Origin of the sequence: Rothia sp. HMSC065B04, assembly GCF_001812285.1 — a bacterium.
GTDB classification, from domain to species: Bacteria; Actinomycetota; Actinomycetes; order Actinomycetales; family Micrococcaceae; genus Rothia; species Rothia mucilaginosa.
Window position 1 is genome coordinate 1 of sequence record NZ_KV808401.1, and the last position, 434, is coordinate 434.

The following is a 434-nucleotide window of genomic DNA, read 5'->3' on the forward strand; positions in this document are numbered from 1 at the left end:
TCCACCACACACCCACCATCCAACACCACCACAGAATCAACACCACGCAACGTCCACGCACGATGAGACACCAACACCACCAAACGCCCCACAGCAGCCACCTTCAACCGAGCAAAAATCTCCTCCTCAGTCTCAGCATCCACAGCACTGGTCGGCTCATCCAACACCCACACCGGCGCATCCCGAAGAACCACACGCGCCAACGCCAAACGCTGCCACTGACCACCCGAAAGACCAACACCACCAAACGACTCACCCAACTGAGCATCCAAACCACCCTCAAGACCACGCACAAAATCATCAGCACAAGCCACCGACAAAGCCGACCACAAATCAGCATCACCAAGACGCTCAACAGCCTCCTGCGGCAAACCCAGAAGAAGATTTTCACGCACAGTCAGTTCATAACGGCCGTAGTCTTGACTCACCAAACC

Annotated in this window: 1 protein-coding gene; it reads right to left on the reverse strand. The window is 55.5% G+C overall.

Annotated features, from left to right (window positions below; genetic code table 11):
- Positions 1–434: ATP-binding cassette domain-containing protein (locus tag HMPREF2845_RS00025; RefSeq protein WP_141752936.1), on the reverse strand; the 434-nt coding region annotated here is incomplete at both ends.